Origin of the sequence: Butyrivibrio sp. AE3003, assembly GCF_000686065.1 — a bacterium.
Taxonomy (GTDB): Bacteria; Bacillota; Clostridia; order Lachnospirales; family Lachnospiraceae; genus Butyrivibrio; species Butyrivibrio hungatei_A.
Genome location: NZ_JMLX01000001.1, coordinates 3,089,017 through 3,108,128 on the forward strand (window position 1 = coordinate 3,089,017; position 19,112 = coordinate 3,108,128).

Genomic DNA, 19,112 nt, shown 5'->3' on the forward strand with positions numbered 1-19,112 from the left:
TGGGAATCAATTTAGTATCCGGCTTATGCATTGTTTACAGTCTTCCTGTCGGTGCGCGCTCCCCCATTAAATCGCATTATACAGTATAACTCATTTGTAGGACTTATTTTGATTATGCGGGGTTAAATCACAAAGAATTCACAATGGCCTTGCAGACTAAAATGTATAATAAAAGCCGTGAAAAATTGTACTATGAAGGATATTTGGAATCAAATGCAGAAAAAGAAAATAATAACAATAATTTCAATAATATTACTTGTGTTGGGATGCAGTTACATAGCATCAAGTAATATACTCTCGAAAAAAAGCGACAAAGAAATTACGTTGTCAAAGGCAGAGCTAAAGAGATTTACAGAAGCGTTTAATACAGATGAGTACAAGGGTTTTCTCGAGAAATCTTTTAACAAACAAGATGAAATTGATTCTTTTTATTCTGAACATTTAGCAAGTTTAAAAAACACATATACATGCACAGCGGGAAAGAGAAAAGGAGATCATTATGTACTGAGATTTCAGGTAAACTCTGATTCAGACAAGCATTATGGACTTTTTGCCGACAGAGTCATTTCTTTTACTAAATCGGATGAAGACTTTCTCATGGAATCTAATGCTATTCAATGGGATGATCATTGTGACAAAGAGCATTGCTATGAGGTAAAATTGTCACGAGTTCAATTTAACGAGCCGATTAAACTTATCACGTATCCTGCGGAATTAGACGGCAGAGTATCTATTATTCTCACAAAAAATAACTGTTTTCTTACAGAACTTAAGATGAGCTGTGAAAAATCATCGTGGAAAGAAACTCGTTTAATAAATATTATTGACGTTGGTTTTTTGATTTTGATGAGGATGGGGTAAAAGATATTATTATTATCGCGGACAGCGAATTCGGAAAACAGGTTCTTCTTTACAGTACAGGATCTCTTTCTACGTTCATACAGCGTAATGAAGATTCTTTTGAGCCTGAATGGATAATCGATGAAAATACAATGTCTAAAATTGGAGGAGACTTTACTGTTGAAAGCATGAAGAATATCTTTTCCGGTATAGATGGTGTATACAGTAGCTATGAAGAGTGCTACACGGCAATTGCCAAAAAGTATTATTTTGACATCGATTGGAATTATTGGAAATATAATCTTATATATGCTGACGATGATGATATTCCGGAACTGGTAGTTGATCATCCCGGCTTTTTCATGTCTCTTTATACGTATGAAAACGGTCATGCCAGGTGTTTAATGAATCATTGGGGATATGGTATGGGAGGGAATCCGGGATACCAATATGCCCCTGGGAAGGGTATATATCATGCAGAAGATGGCAGTATGTCAGGTTCATATGAGGAATATATGTCAAAACGAGCCAAGGGCGAATTGGTACCGGATTATGAAATTGAAGATGCGGAGAAGTATCATAATTGTACTGAGAAAGAAATGACCGATGAAGAGATTATCGCAGAAGTGAATAAAATCAAGAAATATAGATTTGAGCAAATTGAAGGGACTATGAGATTTGAAGAACTTATGGGTTCACTAAATGGAGCTGAAGATTGAGACGTATAAAGGAGCATTTGGAAGAAGCTTTTGATCGGTGATGCAAAACAGTGTGGTGGGATTTATAAGAGAATAGTCTTCTCCGCTTAAAATAGAATAGGCATTATGCCCTGTTGTCGGCATTGAATGGCTGTTGAAAAGCCGTCGACTGAATAATGATATCAGATAAATCTTAAGAAATACCGTCGAAATTTCTTAAGATTTTATGTATATGGTAGATTTTTGTGTGGGGTTAAATGCAAAAATTCTATTTGACGCACGTCAAATAGAATTTTATAATATAGAAAAATATTTGACGCACGTCAAATAAAAAACAAAGGATGTAATATGGCAAAGGTAATAAGAGAAACTCAGGATCTTACATATCTAAATTGGTCGCATGTGCGGAATTCTTCCGGAACAGCAGGGACTTATCTGAAATCGAGTTCGATCATAGGCGGCCACAAGAAGTATTATAAGCTTTCAAACTTTGATTTGGAAAAGGGGATAGTAGGACATGAGTGTATAAATGAAATAATAGTGGATAGACTTCTTGATATTCTTGGCGTGGAGCATCTCGAGTATGAACTGATAAATGCTGATATTGAGATCGATGGAAATATATATAACACATATCTTTGTGCATCGTATGATTTCAAAGAGCGTGGAGAGAGTAAGGCTTCGCTTGATGATTTCTACAGACTTAATGCGCAGCCCGGAGAATCACATTATGATTTCTGCATTAGGATGGGATGGAGAGAGTATATCGAGAATATGCTGGTAATTGATTATCTTATCCTTAATCGAGATAGACATGGAGCTAACATCGAAGTGCTGAGAAATGCAAGAGCGCATACCGTTAGGGTTGCGCCTCTGTTCGATCATGGATTGTCTCTGTTATGTTCTTGTTCGTCGGATGACGATGCAAAAAAATTTGACATAATGGGAGATAAACAATGCAATAATTTCATAGGCAGCAGATCAACTTTTGAGAATCTGTCTCTTTTATCCACCAAAGGAAAAACGCTGAAAGGAATACTTGAGGCTAAGCATAAAGAAGAGATATTCAAGGATCTGGAGGGGGTGTTGTCAGACTTTTTTATTGATACTATTTGGAATATGATCTATGGAAGGTACAAGGTTTATGAAAATCTATGATATCTATGATGAAGATAATAGTCTTGATATAGGCGTTTTACTGTACCATGAAAAGAGCAAGTCGTTTATGATTGAGCTTAGAAGCGAACTTGATGAGTGGACAGCGCCGCTTCTTTTTGCGAGTTTTGTAAAAAAAGAAATCTATACGATCCCAAGGGATGCGAGTTTAATGTGGGTGAGAGAACGTGTTATTCCTATAGGAAGGCAGAATATAGGCAGTATATTGTCTACTCACAAGCTGAAAGAGTATGATGAAATGAAATTTTTGGAATTGGCGCAAGGGCGGTGTTCGCAGGATGGGCTGTGCATACGGAAGATAGATGAGTTCCCTGAATTTGTTGCGGAGAGGGATGCGCATAATCTGGTTGATTGTACAGCGCTTGCAGGAGATTTTTTGCTGTGCTTTTTTAAAGATAAAACAGTAAAAAAAAATATCCCTTTCAGACATTTCGGATTTACGGGGAGTAAATAAGGTGATCGCAAGCAGAGACCTTTATGAGTCATGTAGCCTCGGTTGGGGTGGTTATTATGTTACGTTCAACGATTCCATAGATATTCCTTCATGGCTTCTTTATGAGAAAGGGCGTATGATTGATATTTCCTATGAGGATTTTATTACCTTTATAGGAAAAAATATTGTCGATACGACCAAGGCATGTGAGCTGCTTGAGTGTACAAGGCAGAATCTTTCGTATCTGGTTAAGCAGCATAACATAGAGCCTGTTATGACCGGAGTTAATGGGAATCTCTATCTTAAAAGTCAAATCACCGGATGACCGCAAATGTCAGGACATTCATAGATGTTTGAGTATATATACATTCTGGGTTATAATGATGTAGTGTATGCGATAAAATAGATGCTATACGGGGAACTTCATTCGGAGGGTGTATGATTATCATTCAACTTAAGGGCGGTCTGGGTAACCAGATGTTCCAATATGCGCTGTATATAGCGCTGAAAAACAGAGGCAAGACCGTAAAGATTGATGATGAAACGGGATTTGTAAATGACAAGCTAAGGACTCCGGTTCTTGCCGGATATGGGATTGATTATGATAAGGCCACTAAGGAAGAAGTTGTTGCTCTTACGGATTCCAAGATGGATATCATAAGCCGTATCAGAAGGAAACTTACCGGAAGGAAAACCTTTAGAATAGATGAAGTATCGGGAAGATTCGATCCTAAGATACTTGAGCTTGAAAATGCCTATCTTGTCGGATATTGGCAGAGCGATAAATATTTCTCGCAGGAGAGTGATATCAGGGATATCAGACATGCTTTTGAGAAGAGACCTCAGGAACTTATGAGCGATGCTGTGAGCTGGTCAGTGCTTCAGCAGATAGAATGTTGTGAGTCTGTCAGCCTTCATGTGAGAAGAACCGATTATATAGATGCGCAGCATAAGCATGTTCACAATCTGTGTTCGGAAAAATATTACAAAGATGCGGTAAACAAGATACTGCAGGAGTATCCCGACGCTGTATTTTTTATCTTTACCGATGACAAAGAGTGGTGTAAAGAGCACTTCAAGGGACCTAATTTCAATGTTGTTGAACTTGAAGAGGGCGAAGGAACTGATATAGCCGAGATGATGCTTATGAGCAGATGCAAGCACCATATTATAGCGAACAGTTCATTCAGCTGGTGGGCTGCATGGCTTAATGATGCACCTGACAAGCTGGTACTTGCTCCTTCCAAGTGGATAAACAACAAAGATATGGATGATGTCTATACGGACAGAATGACAAAGATTGCGATCTGAGCAATGCGGAATTAAATGATACGGAGCAATCTACATATCATTCAGGAAAAATACAAAAGAGGGATATAAGAAAACGTACAGATTATGAGTAATACCGATAATAAAAAAGTCAGTTTATTTTCAAAACTCAGATATATATTTGATAGAAAGCAGAAGGGACAGTTGGTTGTATTGGCTGTCCTTATACTCATTGGGGGTATTTTTGAAACATTTAGTATTTCAATGATGATTCCTGTTATGGCAGGCATTATCAATCAGGATAAGCTCCAAAGTGCCATTGAGGATAACAAAGTTCTAAGAATTATTGCAGAAAGTCTTAATCTCGGTACGGGATCCGAACTGGCTGCTAAATTGACGGTTTGTCTGATTGTTTTGTTCCTGGTAAAAAATGCATATCAGATATTTCTTATCTACAGGCAGAATACCTTTATCACAAGAGCAAGAAACGACATGATAAGCAGAGTCATGAGGGAATTTTTGAACAGACCTTATGAGGATTATCTCGGTGCAGATATTCCGACTGTTTTTAGAATTACAGACAGTGATATACCAAGAACATTTACGCTTATGTTATCGCTTTTATCGCTTTCTACGGAATTGGTCGTTTCCATGGGACTTGGAATGGTGCTTATTATAACCGATCCGATCTTGACGGTTATATGCGTGTTTGTTTTTGTTGCATTAACTCTTTTTAATACCAAAGTTTTAAAGCCTAAGCTTAATAAGACGGGAAAAGAGAATCAGGAAACCCAGTCAAGGATTGCAAAGTGGAGACTGCAGGCAATATATGGTCTTAAAGATGTTAAAGTTCTGAACAGACAGGATTTCTTTATAAGAAATTATTATGAGTCCGGTAAAGTCGGTGCGGATCTGGCAAGGGATTATTCCGTACTTAATAATATGCCGAGAACTCTTATAGAGACCGTGTTTGTAGCTGTTGTCCTCTTGTATGTTCTCTTTTTTAAGTTGAATTCAAACGGTGTACAAAATGCAGGCGATGTTGATAAATTGATAATCGCGCTCGGACTTGTTGCTACAAGGCTTATGCCCGCGGTTAACAGGATAAATACTTATATTGCCGAGATTGCCTACAACCAGTACAGCCTTGATTTTGTTTATAACAATCTTACCGATTCAATGAAGATGGATAAGGCTATGAGGGCAGAGAGAGCTGCGATTGCAGGCCCTGAGCTTCATCTGGAAAAAGAGATTGAGATAAAAGATATTACATTTGCTTATCCCGATTCTGAAACAAATATATTTAGCGGGGCAAGTATGGTTGTTCCAAAGGGAAAATCTGTCGGTATCATCGGACCTTCGGGTGCCGGTAAGTCGACGGTTGTAGATATTATCCTGGGTCTTTTGCACGTGCAGAGCGGTGAGATTCTCTGTGACGGAAGCAATATATTCAGTAATTACGATTCATGGCTTGCGCAGATAGGTTATATTCCTCAGACAATCTACATGGTTGATGAGTCTATAAGAGAGAACATTGCATTCGGTATAGATGCAGACAAGATTGATGAGGACAGGATCTGGGAAGTTATGGAAGAAGCCCAGCTTGCTGACTTTGTTAAGAGCCTTCCCGAAGGACTAGATACGAAGATTGGTGACAGAGGTGTGAGACTTTCAGGCGGACAGAGACAGCGTATAGGAATCGCGAGAGCCCTTTATCATAATCCTGAGATACTTGTGTTTGATGAGGCTACAAGTGCTCTTGATAATGAGACAGAGGCAGCCGTTATGGAGGCTGTCAACAGCTTCCACGGCAAGAAGACAATGATCATCATAGCTCACAGGCTCAATACTATTGAGAACTGCGACATAATCTATGAGGTCAAGGACGAGAAAATCACGCAGACTACTCTCGAGGGCAGGAATGTTATTCATTGATATTGCAAAATGAGGCTTGATTTATGTGATTGTAGATAATTGTTTCGTAATGTTATTTGCGAGTCGACATTTCACAGTGAGATACTTTCTTTTCAGAAGGATAAGATATTATGATCGGAACAGAATTTATAAAAGGGTACGGACTTGGAAACCAGCTCTTTTTCTATGTCGTGACAAGGTGCATGGCGGAAGAAAAAGGTGTGGATTTCGGTTTCATAAATCCCGGTCAGGTGGGAAATGTTTTTCACTCAAACAAGGGAATGTACTTTATGGACATTGACCTTGGAACAGAGATACTACCTGAGGACAGAGATAAATATACAATCTTCAATGAGCAGGACGATCGCCTATACATGGGCAATTCAAGGCACGACATGAGTAACGGGTGTTACATAAGCGGTGCGGACAAAAGACTTTTTGAGATTGAGGACAATACTCTTATCTATGGAAATCTTCAGGATGAGAGTTATTTTGAGAAATATAGGGACAAGATAAAAGACTGGCTCAAGGTTAAGCCCGAGGCTGAGTCATATGAATATACAAGCGACGATCTCTGCATTATCAACATAAGAGGCGGCGAGTATACAAATCATCCCGAGCTCTATCTTGACAGAAAATACTTTTTAAATGCGATAGAGCATATGAAGAAGATAAATCCAGATATGAAATTCATGGTGGTAACTGAGGATGAGGAGGCCGCAAGAAAAGTGCTTCCCGAGTACGAATGTCATCATTTTGATATGGGAAAAGATTACGTTACCTTGAAGAATGCGAGATATCTGATCTTGTCGAATTCATCTTTTTCCATAATGCCGGTTCTTTCAAGTACTGAGCTTAAGTATGCGATAGCGCCGAAGTACTGGGCAAGACATAATATTTCGGATGGTTTCTGGTCTTCCGAGCAGAATATATACAGTTTTTTGCATTATCAGGACAAAAAAGGTCGTATATTTGAGGCAGACGAGTGCAGAAAAGAACTTGAAGAATATAAAAAGAGATCTGCGCTCTATGCAAGAAGAAATATAAGGCCCGGCAAGATAAGGCTCTTTTGCCAGATAATCAGAAGGAAGAGCCTGTACGGTGTCTTTTACCTGAAGAAAATCGTAAGGAGCTTAGAGAAAAGAGTCGGAATAATCAAGAGATTCAGTTATTGAATTAACCGGATCATAAATAACTTTGTTGCATCATTATATGTGTCAATAAGCAGGTTAAAAGAAATGATCGCGGTAAATAAACAGAGGAACAAAATGGGAAAAAAGATTAAGCTCCCTCAGGTTACGCTCTGCGCAATGACGAGTGTCAACGTCTATGAGACTGTGCAGGCGCTTAAATACAGCATGAGGGAAATCGAGTTTGGTGACGTTGTTCTGGTATCGGATAAAAAGCCTTTTTATCTGCCAAAGAATATCAGATTCAGCTATACTTCAAAGCTCGACAGTATCGATAAATTCAATTACAAAATGGTCTATGAACTTAAAGACCATATAAATACAGATTTTGTGCTGCTTGTTCATGCGGACGGATTTGTTATTCATCCCGAGAACTGGAATGATGAGTTTCTTGAGTACGACTACATCGGCTCTCCCTGGCCGCTTCCCAAGAATGATTACGCTTACAGGGACAGCAAGGGCACGATATGCAGAGTCGGAAACAGCGTGTCCATAAGGTCTAAGAGACTTTTGGAGTTTCCTTCCAAATACAACCTTAAGTGGGAGAGGGTTGACGACGGATTTTACAACGAAGATATTTTTATCTGCTGTCATTCCAAGAATGCAATGGAAGAAAAGGGCTTTAAGTGGGCGCCTTTTGAACTTGCACTTACATTCGGAAGAGAGCATCCGCTATCTGAGAATAAGGGCATAGAGCCGTTTGTCTTCCACAAGTGGTGGGGAGAAAATGCGGATTATCCCAGATTTTACAGCCCGAAGAAGCGCTTTAAGATGGCTGTCAGACCGTTCCTGTTTTGGAGAAAGACCAAAAAGTGGAAAGAGGAGCATAACATTACATGATCTTTTCAATCATAGTTCCCGTGTGCAACGGTGAGAAGTATATCCGCGAGGCGGTTGATTCTGCGCTTGCACAAAAAGTAAATAGCGAGGATATGTTTGAGATCATTCTTTCCGAGAACGGTTCGAGTGACAAAACTCCTGCGATATGCGATGAATACGCCGCTGCGAACGATAATATTTCCGTCATCCACAAAGGAAAGATAGGGCTTTATCAGGCAAGGCAGGAGGGAATAAAGGTCAGCAAAGGCGACTATATTCTTGCACTCGATGCGGATGATAAGCTTGTTCCGGGAATGTTGTCAAAGCTCGCAGGTCTTATCAGGGATTATGAGAAAAAAGGAAATGCTCCCGAGCTGATTTTTTTCAATGCGACAGAGCTTGACGGCGATAATACAAGGCTTAAAGATTTTTCTTTTACAAGTGGAAAAATCTACAGCGGAGATGAGAAGCGTGCTTTTAAAGAGCTTGTACTAAAGGGTGATTACCTGAATGCCATGTGGATAAAGTGTATTCACAAGAATATTGCGCTTATAGATGTAGAGAGAATCGGGCTTAACTACGGCGAAGATCTTCTGCAGACCGCGGAGTATGTCGACAGAGCCGACGGGATAGCCTACATAGATGAGATTCTTTATTATTACAGAAGAAACGAGCAGAGTCTGACTGCGAGTTATAACAAAGCTTTTCTTGATAACCAGAAGATCGTTTGGGGAGAAATCGACAGAATGGGCGATAAATGGGGGCTTACAGATCTCTTTGATGTTCTTGATAAGAGAAAATCCCTTACCTGTGCCATTGCGGTGGCAAAGATTGTTTACTCAGGATTGTCCTATGGGCAGAAGAAGAGAAAGCTTTCGGAATTGTTTTCAGATGATTTTTACAAAAAGTATTTTGAGACGGATCTTCCGTGCTTTGCGCCCGAAGAGGACATATACGTTCACGGTCTTATGACTGTAAACGGCGGAAAGAATCTGTACAGAGAAGCTTTTGTCAGTACTGTTAAGACTGCGATCAAGAGGATTGTAGGTAGGAGATAACAGATGGTTTATGATTTAATACCATTTTTCAACGAACTTGATATATTAAAGCTAAGGCTCGGAATTCTCGATAAGTACGTGGATAAATTCATTATTGAAGAAGCTACGGTGACTTTTTCGGGAGAGCCCAAGGAACTTTGTTTTGATAAGAACAGAGAGCTTTTTAAGGATTATCTTCACAAGATAGTTTATATAACCGTTGATGATACACCTATGGATATCTCAACGCATGAAAGAGATTATTATCAAAAGAACTGCTTAAAGCGCGGACTTGAAGAAGTGGGCGCGACGGCAGACGATGTGCTTATCTTCGGAGATGTCGATGAGATTCCGAATCCGTCCGTTCTTGAGAACATCATTGCAAATTTTGACAAGAACAAGGTTTATCATCTGGCTCAGAGAAACTTCTATGTATACATGAACATGGAAGAGAAGTCGGGAAAGCTTTTGTCCATAACGGGAGAGTTTCCTGAGATAGCTGAAAAAGACAGAAAGTGGCTAGGAACCAAGATCACGTCACTTGATAATATACCTAAAGAAGGAATTGTAAGGCTTCGTGATATCATTCCCGTAACGGACGAAAGGTCTGTGCGAGTTGCGAACGGCGGCTGGCATTTTGGATATATGGGCGGCTACAAAGAGACCAATCCCGCAAAGAGGATAGGAATCAAGGTTAAGGCTGCAGCACATCAGGAGCACAATGACAAAGAGGTTCTTGCGGAGACCATGGATCACTTGGTTCTCGGACAGGATATTTTCGGCAGAGCAGCGAAGTTTGAAAGAGGCGAGGTAGACGAGACTTATCCCGCATATCTTCTTGAGCATATGGATGAATACAGGCATCTTGTAATGCCTAAGATCACAGCCGTATCAAAGCTTTACCACTACTTGGATATTACGGCGGGAAGATTTATGAGAAAAGCTTTTCGCAAGATAAAAAGAATTCTTAGCAGGTAGATAACATGAACTTTTTAAGTGAAGAAAAAAGGGCTAAACTTAGTGAAGTTTTATTTTACGTTGCGCTCAGCATTGAGCTTGGTATAATGCTGTTGGAAAAGACTGTAATTCCTTTGCATGATTGCCAGAGTTATGTGTATCGTGTGACCTTTCTTTTGACGCTTATTGTTGTGCTTTTAATGAAGCATGACAAAAAAGAATGGATAGTAATAGGTGCGGTATGCTTGTTTACTTTTGTGAGTTACAGGATTTCAGGTAAGAATGACCTGCTTAGATATGCAGTATTTATGATGGCTGCAAGAGATATCGACCTTAAGAAGGCTATGAAGTATATTTTTTACGTATCGGTAGCAGGGTATGCATTGATAGCACTTTTATCCGTTGTCGGGAAACTGGGAGTTGTTGCACCACCTCCGAGAGATTACGGACGAGGCGACATAGAAGTGCGTTATGAGTTTGGATTTGGTCATGCCAATACATTCTATGGCAGTGTTTATGCATTTGTGTTACTTTGGATGTGGATTTACGGCGAAGCTGCTTCGTTAAGGGAGTGGCTGCTTGTATTTGCTCTCAACTTTATGGCAAGCGTGGTTTCGGCAACCAGGACAGGAATGCTTGTAAGCGTTTTGACATTCGGTGTGGGATTTTTGGCAAGATTTTATAAGAAGATCAAAGAGTGCAAGATTGTTTATGTACTTACGGCGCTTGTGACACCGGTTTTTTGTGTGGCTTTTTCCGTTTGGTCGGCTGTTGTAAGTAAGGTGCCAAGGTATGAGTTTGAGCACAAACATTATGATCTGATCGAATGGATTGACGATAAGCTTAATAACAGAATACACGATCTGTACAGGGAAACTGAGAAACATGCAGGTTCAATATGGACTTGGAAGCTCTTTTCCGATGGCAATAGCGAAGAGACCTTTGACATGGGCTGGGTAAGGATTTTTTACTGGTACGGGATAATCCCGGCTATTGTTATCTCGGCGCTTATTGTTCTGATCATATATATTTGTTATAAGAAAAAAGATGTTTGGACTTTGATCGTAATTTTATCGCTTTCAATCTATACGGTTGTGGAAGCGACATTTGTATCGGAGTATATAGGTAGGTTGTTCATACTCCCTGTAATAGGAGTTTATCTCGGGGAGTTTGTAAATAGAAAAAAGGATGGAGAATGTCTGAGAAGTTAAGAAAAAAGATTTTTTATATATTGATGGCTGTAGCTTTTTTGTCAGTGCTTATCTATGCGTTTCTGACTCCTAATATGTCGGATGATCTTGTTTATTGGGATCGCGACGATTACGGAACAAAACTGGCAAATAGTTTCTTTGATCTGTTTAAGCTTGAATACATGCATTATCTGGATCATAGCGGACGAAACGTTGCTCATTTTATACTCAGAATTTTTTTTGTTCATGAGAACAAAGTGGGTGTTCAATGTAGTTTCTGCGCTTGTATTTATGATTCAGACACTTCTTATATATGCGAATGTTGATATGAAGAAGTATGACATCAGAGTATATGCGCTTGTAATAAGCTTTTTGTGGATATTCGATCCTGCGATCAGTAACACGGTATTCTGGGAGGACGGAGCGTGTAATTACCTCTTCACAACGACGATAATCCTCGGTTTCATCACATATTTCAGGAAATGTATGAATCTTGAAAAAAAGAGTACGCCCGGAGTGATCGTCTCGGTTACTGTATTGGGAATTCTTGCCGGCTGGTGTAATGAGAATACATCGGGCGGAGCTATATTGTTTATATTGATGATTCTATTTCTTAAGTGGAGGGAGAAGAGGAGCCTTTCCTTTGTTAAGCCGTGGATGATCTGCGGACTTGCCGGAAGCATTGCCTCATTTATGGTAATGTTTTTGAATCCCGCAAATTTCTCAAGAGCGGAAGACGGAGCTTCAAAAGAAGCACATACGGGTCTTCTGGGAATTATGGCAAGATTTCTTAAGATGATCGTGAATATAAAGGAACATTATATTGTTATTACACTTATGTTTGTGGCTTTGATCATCATAATTCGCAGTATATGTGCTTCTGAGGAAAAATATAAAGAAGTTACAGCGTATATGAGACTCATGGCTTTTATAGCGCTTGCTTCGGCAGTTGTTCTTATTCTGGTGCCTGATGAACCGCAGCTTAGAGCTTACTATGGTGCGAGCATCTTCTTTATGATTGCGGTGTTAAACGGTATTGCTGTTATGATGAATATGACCGATCTGACCGTATCTGCTGAGAATGATAAGCTTGAGAAACTACTTCAGGGATTATACACTTCAGTGATCGCTGCTGTCGGAATCTGGCTTTCGTTTACTTATATCACGCAGGGTGCGTTTGTTGCGCGAGTTTATAGGGAATATAGTGAGAGATATCTTTATCTTGAGGAGCAGGCGAAGGCAGGAGAAACTGATGTAGTAGTTCCGATACTCAGACCGCAGTGGAAATGCAAATATACCGAGATGGCATATGATTCCGACATTGCTCTCGGTGATGGCGTTATCGATCTTGAAACCGGTGAAAAGCGCGGTTACAATTCAAATTATTATACATATGCATGCCACTTTAGACTTGACAGCATTACAGGAGTTGAAAGGGATGGCTGGACGGATTATCCTGAATATTCTATGTGGGATTTAATATCGCACACCATAATGAAAAAGTAAAGATAGTTTTACCCGCAGTACCATGGAGAAAGTTTTGAACACAGAAATACTTGTTAGCATCATAATCCCCATATATCAGGCAGAAGGCACGCTCAGAGAGTGCGTCTTGTCTTGTGTTACCCAGAAAGGGATTGAAATTGGTGATTACGAGATTATTCTTGTGGATGACGGCTCCAAGGACGACAGCGCAAAGATTGCAGATGAACTTGCCGAAGAATACGGGCAGGATAAGATAAAGGTCAAGCACATAAAGAACAGAGGCGTTTCGGGAGCAAGAAATATCGGGCTTGAGATGGCAACGGGAAAATATGTGTATTTTGTTGACGCAGATGATACAATATCTGAGTATTGCATCGCAAATATGCTAAAATACGTTGATGAAAACACTGTTTTGGCGGATGGATGCAAGAACCTTGATTCGCCTTATGTGTTAAGCGGTTATCAGTACATTGAAAACTATACTCTTGAGAGTAACACTCATGTATGGGGAAAGCTCTTTTTACGTGAAAGACTTTCCGAGGCACACATTCATTTTAAAGATGGGCTCACTATCGGAGAAGACCTGCTTTTTTTACTTGATGTGGCACTTTCCGAAGGAAAGAAAAAAGGCGTAAAGGTCGTTCCTGTGGAAGCTGATGATTACAGATATACAGATAACGAGAACGGAGCCATGAAAACCGCTTTTAAAGAAAGTTTTCTGGATCAGCTTACATGTTGGGAAATTGCTGAGGATAAGCTTAAAGAAGTTCATGAGTATATTTCGGTTTATTCTTTTGTAAAAGTTGCTGTTTCACAGATACTTACGGCACTTCTTGTTATCGGAAAGGTATCTGTCATTCCTGAGAGTGAGAGGGATAATGACCTTGCAAGGGAAGCGGTTAATGCCGCAGGCGATAGAATCAGGCACGCTTTGAAGACAAGAGGAGCATTTGCCGCATTGTCTTTTGGACATAAGATAAAAGTTATTGTATTTAAGATCAGTCCTAAACTTTATGTAAAGATGTATGCAAGATATAAGGACAGGTGAATATATATGAATATTGATTTTAACAGACCGATAATTTTATATATGCACGCAGGTTCGGGGAACCATGGTTGTGAGGCGATAGCCAATACTACAGTTAAGTATATTGCCGAGCAGAGAGAGAAGACCGGGGCTGAGGAGGATCTTCCGCTTTTTGTTGTAACCAACAGCTGCGCGGAGGACAGAAAATATTCACTTGGAATTCTTGAAAAAAAGGGACTTTGTACTATTGTTGAAGAAAGACATATAGACAGACACTTTATTCCTCATGTAATCTACTATTTGTGGAGACTTGTCACAAGGGATAAGCAGTCTTTTTTGAGATACAGATATAAGGACGCGTTTAAAGAGTTTGACAACGCTGTCGGAAAAGCCAATAAAGGGAAAGGTGCAAAACCGCTTGCCATTTCTATAGGCGGAGATAATTATTGTTATAAGAGCCTAGTTCCCGATCTTATATTGGCGCACAAGGTTTTTATTAAAAGAGGATTTGAGACGATACTTTGGGGATGCTCTATTGAGCCGAAATCTCTTAAGGATAATAAGCTTGTTAAGGATCTGAAGGCTTATGACATGATCTATGCAAGAGAGTCCATTACTTACGATGCGCTTGTTAAAGCAGGTTTTGATAAGGATAAGCTTATTTTTGAAAAAGATCCGGCATTCAGGCTTGATACAGCGAAGGTTCCCGGAATCAACGGTTTTCTTCCGGGCAATACGGTCGGAATAAACTTAAGCCCGATGGTTCGTAATCTTGAAAAAAACACCGGGTATTACTATGAAGAACTACAGTAATTTTATTGAGTTTATTCTTAGGAATACTCATCAGAACATCGCGCTTATTCCGCATGTTGTGTGGAAAAACAATGATGACAGGAAGCCGCTTAAAGAGCTTTACGATATACATAAGTACACGGGCAGAGTTGTTATGCTGGATGATATGCCCGCTGAGAAGCTGAAAGGCTATATATCAAAGTGCAGTTTCTTTGTCGGAGCAAGAACTCACAGTACAATTGCGGCTTACAGTAGTAATGTTCCTACACTTGTTATAGGATATTCGGTAAAGAGTAAGGGAATTGCAAAAGATCTTTTTGGAACATACAAGGACTATGTCCTTCCTGTTCAGAAACTGGCAAGCGAAAACGCGCTTGTTGACGCATATATGCGTATTATGGAAAAGCAAAATACAGAAGCAGAGGCACAAGGAGGAATACAATGATCATAATTCAGATTGCGGGCGGTTTGGGAAACCAAATGCAGCAATATGCGCTATATAGAAAACTCCTCAGTCTCGGAAAAGAAGTTAAGCTGGATATTTCCTGGTTCAGTGAAGAAGTACAGAAGAAGATGCTTGCTCCCAGAGAGTTTGAGCTTCCTCTTTTTAAAGATCTTCCTTTCGAAGTCTGCACCGATGAAGAGAGAGACAGATTTTTAAAGCAGAATCTTTTTTCAGCGATCAAAGGAAAAATAACCAAGAAACTTGGACTTACTGCATCTTCAAATCCAAATGTGTTTGTTGAGACTAAGATGTATCACCCCGAGATATTTGAGTTTGAAGATAAGTATATTACAGGTTATTTCTTATGTCAGAAATACTATGAAGATATTATGGATGAACTCAGGGAACTCTTTGTATTCCCTCCTCACAGAGATTCGGATCTCGCAATGAGAAACAGGATCATCTCTGAGAAGATGGAAAGATTTCCTTCTGTCAGTGTACATTTGAGAAGGGGAGATTATCTCGATCCGGCAAATGTAAATATTCTCGGAAATATTGCTTCTGATGATTACTACAAGAATGCGATGGATTATTTTTTGAAAAAAGATCCTGAGACGCATTTCTATATCTTTACAAGCGATCACGATTACGCGAGAGAGCACTATGGCGATATCTCCAGATATACGATCGTTGAATGGAACAACGGCAAAGACAGCATACAGGATCTCATGCTCATGAGCCACTGCAGAGGCAATATCTGCGCCAACTCCACATTCAGCTTCTGGGGAGCAAGGCTTAACAAGAGACCGGATCACGAGGTCATCAGGACATACAAGATGAGGAACAATCAGCCGATAGATCCCGAGACAATGCATGACTATTGGAAGAATTGGATTCTCATGGACAATAAGGGAAATATAGTTTAATGGGAAGAGTTCAGGCGGCGAAGAAGAATATATTGTTCGGGTACGTAGGGCAGATTGTAACTATGGTTATGGCCTTTGTTCTTCGTACCTTTTGTATGCGTTATATAAGCGAACAGATACTTGGAGTTGACGGTACTTTTATAGAAGTTTTGTCATTTCTGAATATGGCAGAGCTGGGCATTGGCACAGCTCTGAATTTTAGCCTTTATAAACCTGTTGCAGAAGGTGATACAGAAAAGATTAAGTCTTATATGCAAATGTATAGAAGGGCTTATTATTATATTGCAGGTGTAGTGGGTATAGTAGGCCTTATTCTTGCGCCATTTTTAAAATACCTTGTAAAAAATCCGGGTGTCTCGGAAAAAGATCTTGTTCTTTTTTATCTGATCTTCCTCTTTAATACTGTCAGTTCATATTTTGTTGCATACAAGTATAGCCTTGTTAATGCAGAGCAAAAGAACTATATTCAGACCAATATAATTGCTATAACAAAGATTGTTACATCGGTTTTCCAGATTATTGTTGTGGCTCTTACTAAGAATTATTATTTTTATCTTATTACTGATGCGGTAATTCAGCTTATTCAGAAGATATTTGTTTCAAGATATCTTGATAATATGTATCCATATCTTAAGGAAAAGAATATTGAAAAGCTTGCCAAGGAAGATGAAGAAATTGTTTGGACTAAGACTAAGGCGCTTGTATTTCACAAGGTTGGTGATGTCTTCAGACTTCAGACAGATACTCTTATAATTTCATCTTTATCGGAAGTTGGAGCGGCACTTGTCGCAGTTGTAAGAAATTACAACATGATCATAGTAGCGGTCTCAAGTTTTGTAAATATTATTTTTAATTCCGTAATTTCAAGTTTTGGAAACCTGATCGCAACAGAAGACAGAGATAAGCAGTATAGCATGTTCAAGGTATACAGGTTTTTTGCTACATGGGTATATGGTTTTTCCTGTGTTGGTTTCATGCTTCTTTTGACACCGCTTGTGGAGATGTGGACTAAGATTTCCAAAGGAGATAAGTGGACAGATTTTTGGATCTTGCCTGCTTTAGCGGTTTTCCTGATCCTTACGGATTATTATTTTAAGGGCGAAAGGATAGTACTTTCGAATTACCAGGCGGCAGCCGGTGTTTATGAGCAGGATAAATATCTTGCGCTTATTCAGGGAATTGTCAATCTTATTCTTTCAATATGGCTAGTTCAAACGAGACTTGGGATTACCGGTATATATGTCGGAACAGTTGTATCGGGAATTATTGCAAACATAACAAAGCCGGTAATTATTTATAAAGCCTGCTTTGATAAAAGCGCTGTGAGTTATTTTATTGATTCATTCAAGTATATTGCTTCCATGGCATTTGTCATGGGGATATGTTATTTTATCAGGCAACTTGTAATGCCTGAGCCTACGATACTTGGATTTGCAGCAATGGTAGTTATTATTACCGTTGTATTTAACGGAGTATATTTTCTTTTATACGGAAGAAGTGAAGAATTCAAATATCTTTGTGGAAAACTCAAGGCCAGAAAGGCGTAATTGTGGACAACTCTGCATATTATGAAGTGGTCGGCAAGACCGTAGAACAGCTTAATAATATTATGAATGTCAGCCTGTCGGACAGGATGAAAGATGCTGTAAAAAAGGCACTTGGCAGAAGCGTGCGGACAAAAGATCCGCTTTTTTGGCATGCCGGGATGCTTATGGTCGGCCTGGTTTCGGCGCTTGAGTGTCTTGAGAAGGTTGATGATGCCAAGGAAATAAGAGATGAGATAGTTGCTTCGCTGGAGGGGCATGTCAATCTGTGGATAAGAAAGACAGGCGGAAAGGCCGGATTTGTTGACGATGCACTTGCAGGATTTGCACTTGTCAGGGCTTATGAGATAACTGGTAACGAGAAATTTAGAGAAGCTGCAGATGCAGTGAAGACTTATATAGGAAACGCCGGAAGGGATGCAGAAGGAGCAATTCTTTACAATTCCGGAAGAAGCGGAAATATTTTTGTAGATGGAATCGGGCAGGTCTCGATGTTTATGGCAGCTTGTGGAGATGATTCATTTGACAGTAATAAGCAGCTTCGTCTGTTTTATAAATATGGAATGGATGAAGAGAGTGGGCTGTGCTACCACGGGTATGAGCTTAAGAAGGCTGATAACGATGACAGAATTGCCGCTGATAGAAATGATTCCTCAAAGAATGGTTATGTTTCCGATAAGAAAGGAATTCTGTGTTGGGGAAGAGCGTTTGGATGGCTTATCATGGGAGCAAGCGTAAATGCTGCACTTGGTAAATCGGATGAAGAGTCTTTTTCACAATTTAAAAGTCTGTGTGAGTCGGCACTTAAGTACCAAAGAGCAGACGGCGGCTGGAGCTGGCAGTTGCAGGCTCTAGACGGACATATCGATCTGTCCGCAACGGGAATGATAGCTTATGCACTTGGATATGCAGTTAACAACGATGTTTTCGGTGAAGCAGATCTTCCGGATAAGATAAGAGCTGCGCTCAAGAAGGCAGAAGAGTGCATTTATGCTCATTCGGATAAGGGAATCGTACTTGATGCACTCAGCTCCTGCGATGATTTTGCGGTGCATTATCAGACCTACGGAAATAATCCCTGGGGGCAGGGAGCCGCTTTGGCGGCGCTTTCCGTAATTCGTTAAAAGAAAGTATATGGAGGAAATGCTATTTGTTTTAGCGTTTCTTCTTTTTTGTATAATTTTTTGCTATTGTCATGAAGAAGATATGATGGTATACTTCATGTAGTAATCAATACTACATCAAAAGTTATTAGTATCAACTTGTTGGGAGGTACACCATGAATACTAAGGAATTAAAGAAATTCTTCAAGGAGCATCTCGTTCCTTCGAAATTATATAAAGTTGGAGGACATCACAAAAATCGTGTAT

The 19,112-nt window shown here is 39.7% G+C and carries 20 protein-coding genes; all 20 read left to right on the forward strand.

Features of this window, described 5'->3' with window-relative positions:
- Nucleotides 1-213 precede the first annotated feature (213 nt).
- The 20 genes from CD00_RS0114795 (at nt 214) to CD00_RS0114885 (ending at nt 18,866) form a co-directional block, all read left to right on the forward strand.
- On the forward strand, nt 214-861 hold the full coding sequence (locus CD00_RS0114795; protein ID WP_026656675.1) for a hypothetical protein: 648 nt from the start codon (nt 214-216) through the stop codon (nt 859-861).
- A 131-nt stretch (nt 862-992) separates the two neighbouring features.
- A complete protein-coding gene (locus CD00_RS0114800) occupies nt 993-1,559 on the forward strand; it encodes a hypothetical protein (protein ID WP_185750467.1) in 567 nt (188 codons plus the stop codon).
- Between the two features lie 327 nt (nt 1,560-1,886).
- The gene (locus CD00_RS0114805; protein ID WP_027209156.1) at nt 1,887-2,696 is read left to right on the forward strand and encodes a hypothetical protein; all 810 of its coding nucleotides are present in this window, start codon (nt 1,887-1,889) and stop codon (nt 2,694-2,696) included.
- The gene (locus CD00_RS0114810; protein WP_026656678.1) at nt 2,683-3,168 is read left to right on the forward strand and encodes a hypothetical protein; all 486 of its coding nucleotides are present in this window, start codon (nt 2,683-2,685) and stop codon (nt 3,166-3,168) included. The genes CD00_RS0114805 and CD00_RS0114810 overlap by 14 nt, the downstream gene beginning before the upstream one ends.
- Before the next feature lies 1 nt (nt 3,169).
- Nucleotides 3,170-3,472 carry a hypothetical protein gene (locus CD00_RS19540; RefSeq protein WP_051594231.1) on the forward strand — a complete coding sequence of 101 codons (303 nt, stop codon included), beginning with the start codon at nt 3,170-3,172 and terminating at the stop codon, nt 3,470-3,472.
- A 113-nt stretch (nt 3,473-3,585) separates the two neighbouring features.
- Nucleotides 3,586-4,458 carry an alpha-1,2-fucosyltransferase gene (locus tag CD00_RS0114820; protein ID WP_026656680.1) on the forward strand — a complete coding sequence of 291 codons (873 nt, stop codon included), beginning with the start codon at nt 3,586-3,588 and terminating at the stop codon, nt 4,456-4,458.
- Between the two features lie 84 nt (nt 4,459-4,542).
- Complete coding sequence (locus CD00_RS0114825; protein WP_026656681.1) at nt 4,543-6,351, forward strand: ABC transporter ATP-binding protein; 1,809 nt, start codon at nt 4,543-4,545, stop codon at nt 6,349-6,351.
- A gap of 110 nt (nt 6,352-6,461) precedes the next feature.
- Nucleotides 6,462-7,505, forward strand: a complete 1,044-nt coding sequence (locus tag CD00_RS0114830; RefSeq protein ID WP_026656683.1) for an alpha-1,2-fucosyltransferase — start codon at nt 6,462-6,464, stop codon at nt 7,503-7,505.
- A gap of 93 nt (nt 7,506-7,598) precedes the next feature.
- Complete coding sequence (locus tag CD00_RS18610) at nt 7,599-8,360, forward strand: DUF5672 family protein (protein ID WP_242827217.1); 762 nt, start codon at nt 7,599-7,601, stop codon at nt 8,358-8,360.
- Nucleotides 8,357-9,397, forward strand: a complete 1,041-nt coding sequence (locus CD00_RS19545; RefSeq protein WP_051594232.1) for a glycosyltransferase family 2 protein — start codon at nt 8,357-8,359, stop codon at nt 9,395-9,397. The genes CD00_RS18610 and CD00_RS19545 overlap by 4 nt, the downstream gene beginning before the upstream one ends.
- A 3-nt stretch (nt 9,398-9,400) precedes the next feature.
- Nucleotides 9,401-10,354 (forward strand): glycosyl transferase GT17 family protein, encoded by a 954-nt coding sequence (locus CD00_RS0114845; RefSeq protein ID WP_026656684.1) that lies wholly within the window; start codon nt 9,401-9,403, stop codon nt 10,352-10,354.
- Nucleotides 10,355-10,359: 5 nt separating this feature from the next.
- Nucleotides 10,360-11,544 (forward strand): hypothetical protein, encoded by a 1,185-nt coding sequence (locus CD00_RS0114850; protein ID WP_026656685.1) that lies wholly within the window; start codon nt 10,360-10,362, stop codon nt 11,542-11,544.
- Nucleotides 11,529-11,849, forward strand: a complete 321-nt coding sequence (locus tag CD00_RS20905) for a DUF6056 family protein (RefSeq protein ID WP_026656686.1) — start codon at nt 11,529-11,531, stop codon at nt 11,847-11,849. The genes CD00_RS0114850 and CD00_RS20905 overlap by 16 nt, the downstream gene beginning before the upstream one ends.
- Complete coding sequence (locus CD00_RS0114860) at nt 11,770-13,029, forward strand: DUF3329 domain-containing protein (RefSeq protein ID WP_207640510.1); 1,260 nt, start codon at nt 11,770-11,772, stop codon at nt 13,027-13,029. The genes CD00_RS20905 and CD00_RS0114860 overlap by 80 nt, the downstream gene beginning before the upstream one ends.
- 34 nt (nt 13,030-13,063) lie before the next feature.
- The gene (locus CD00_RS19550; RefSeq protein WP_026656688.1) at nt 13,064-14,056 is read left to right on the forward strand and encodes a glycosyltransferase; all 993 of its coding nucleotides are present in this window, start codon (nt 13,064-13,066) and stop codon (nt 14,054-14,056) included.
- Between the two features lie 6 nt (nt 14,057-14,062).
- Nucleotides 14,063-14,848, forward strand: a complete 786-nt coding sequence (locus CD00_RS20910; protein ID WP_051594233.1) for a polysaccharide pyruvyl transferase family protein — start codon at nt 14,063-14,065, stop codon at nt 14,846-14,848.
- A complete protein-coding gene (locus CD00_RS20915; protein ID WP_051594234.1) occupies nt 14,832-15,272 on the forward strand; it encodes a polysaccharide pyruvyl transferase family protein in 441 nt (146 codons plus the stop codon). Before CD00_RS20910 ends, CD00_RS20915 begins: the two co-directional genes overlap by 17 nt.
- The gene (locus CD00_RS0114875) at nt 15,269-16,198 is read left to right on the forward strand and encodes an alpha-1,2-fucosyltransferase (RefSeq protein WP_026656690.1); all 930 of its coding nucleotides are present in this window, start codon (nt 15,269-15,271) and stop codon (nt 16,196-16,198) included. Before CD00_RS20915 ends, CD00_RS0114875 begins: the two co-directional genes overlap by 4 nt.
- Nucleotides 16,198-17,745 (forward strand): lipopolysaccharide biosynthesis protein, encoded by a 1,548-nt coding sequence (locus CD00_RS0114880; RefSeq protein WP_026656691.1) that lies wholly within the window; start codon nt 16,198-16,200, stop codon nt 17,743-17,745. Before CD00_RS0114875 ends, CD00_RS0114880 begins: the two co-directional genes overlap by 1 nt.
- A 2-nt stretch (nt 17,746-17,747) precedes the next feature.
- Nucleotides 17,748-18,866, forward strand: a complete 1,119-nt coding sequence (locus tag CD00_RS0114885; RefSeq protein WP_026656692.1) for a glycoside hydrolase family 88 protein — start codon at nt 17,748-17,750, stop codon at nt 18,864-18,866.
- Nucleotides 18,867-19,112: the final 246 nt, after the last annotated feature.